The organism is Brevibacillus porteri (genome assembly GCF_003013475.1).
Lineage (GTDB): Bacteria > Bacillota > Bacilli > Brevibacillales > Brevibacillaceae > Brevibacillus > Brevibacillus porteri.
This window is the reverse complement of the sequence record NZ_PXZO01000013.1, coordinates 1-1,172: the sequence shown is the minus strand read 5'-3', so window position 1 is coordinate 1,172 and position 1,172 is coordinate 1. Positions and strand designations below refer to the sequence as shown.

The 1,172-nt window shown below is 42.7% G+C and carries 2 protein-coding genes; both read left to right on the top strand.

Annotated features, from left to right (window positions below; all coding sequences use genetic code 11):
• The first annotated feature begins 76 nt into the window (after nt 1-76).
• A complete protein-coding gene (locus tag C7R92_RS09200) occupies nt 77-421 on the top strand; it encodes a helix-turn-helix domain-containing protein (protein WP_106834024.1) in 345 nt (114 codons plus the stop codon).
• Nucleotides 343-1,172, top strand: an 830-nt coding sequence (locus tag C7R92_RS09195) for an IS3 family transposase (protein ID WP_146147608.1), incomplete at its 3' end; no start/stop codon positions are given. The genes C7R92_RS09200 and C7R92_RS09195, both read left to right, overlap by 79 nt.

The window sequence follows — 1,172 nt, the reverse complement described above, 5'->3', positions numbered from 1 at the left end:
TGAAATGCACCCCTTAGAATAGACATTGGAAAAACCCCTAGGTTTAGCCGATGAGAATTCTAGGGGGTGTATTTTTATGGCAAAGAAAGGACAGAAATTCAACCACTATCCTCAGGAAATGAAAGCTGAGGCCATTCGATTGCATGTGGAGGAAGGATGGACGTATCGGAGAATCATGGATCATTTAGGTATTCCAGACAGACATCGCTTGAAAGTGTGGATGAAGAAGTATAAGCAACTGGGTGAATTCGGACTGTTAGATCAGCGAGGAAGACGAGAAGATTATTTGGATCAGGACAGGTATATACAGAAGCTTAAACGAGAAAATGTGATGCTAAAAAAGTGCTTGAAAATCTGGATGCAGGAGGTGTACGTAGAAAATACGAGGTCATCGAAAAGGCAAAAGAGTGGTATGGTGTGAGCGAACTCTGTCTCCTTTTTGGTGTTTCGAGAAGTGGCTTTTATGCCTACTTGAAACGAAAAAAGGTAGACCGCGACAAGTCGTTAAAACATTTGATTCAAGTCGTGTATAACAGATACGACATGAAATACGGGTACAGGCAAATTCAGTTATTTTTACTCCAAGATCACGGCGTATGGGTAAATCATAAGAAAGTGCTGCGTTTGATGCAAGAGATGGGACTTCGTGCTCGTATTCGCCGCAAACATCGTTGCAACTATACTTCTTCCGTGGGAAGTAGAATTGCAGAAAACTTACTAAAGCGAGACTTTCGTGCAAGTGCACCCAATCAGAAATGGGTAACAGATGTAACACAATATCGTGTCGCCGATACCTGGTTGTACCTTTCTGTGGTTAAAGATTTATTTAACAATGAAATCGTGGCACACCATATGAGCGTACGTAACGACAATCAGCTCGTCCTACAAACATTCGAGAAAGCCTTTGAAACGAACAAGAACGTGACTGGATTGATCGTTCATAGCGATCAAGGATTCCAGTTCACGTCCTATGCTTACCACGACATGCTGCCAAAGGTTGGCGCCCAAATCAGCATGTCTCGCCGAGGCAATTGTTATGACAATGCCTCCATGGAGAGCTTCTTTTCACATCTGAAAACAGAAGCACTCTATCCCTATGATATACGAAGTTTAGACGAGGCACAAAGGCGAATTGAGGAGTTCATTCCCTTTTACAACGAGAAAAGAGCACA

Bases quoted from the DNA above. Each gene is read 5' to 3' on its own strand.
- C7R92_RS09200 (WP_106834024.1), top strand. From the start codon at position 77: ATGGCAAAGAAAGGACAGAAATTCAACCACTATCCTCAGGAAATGAAA.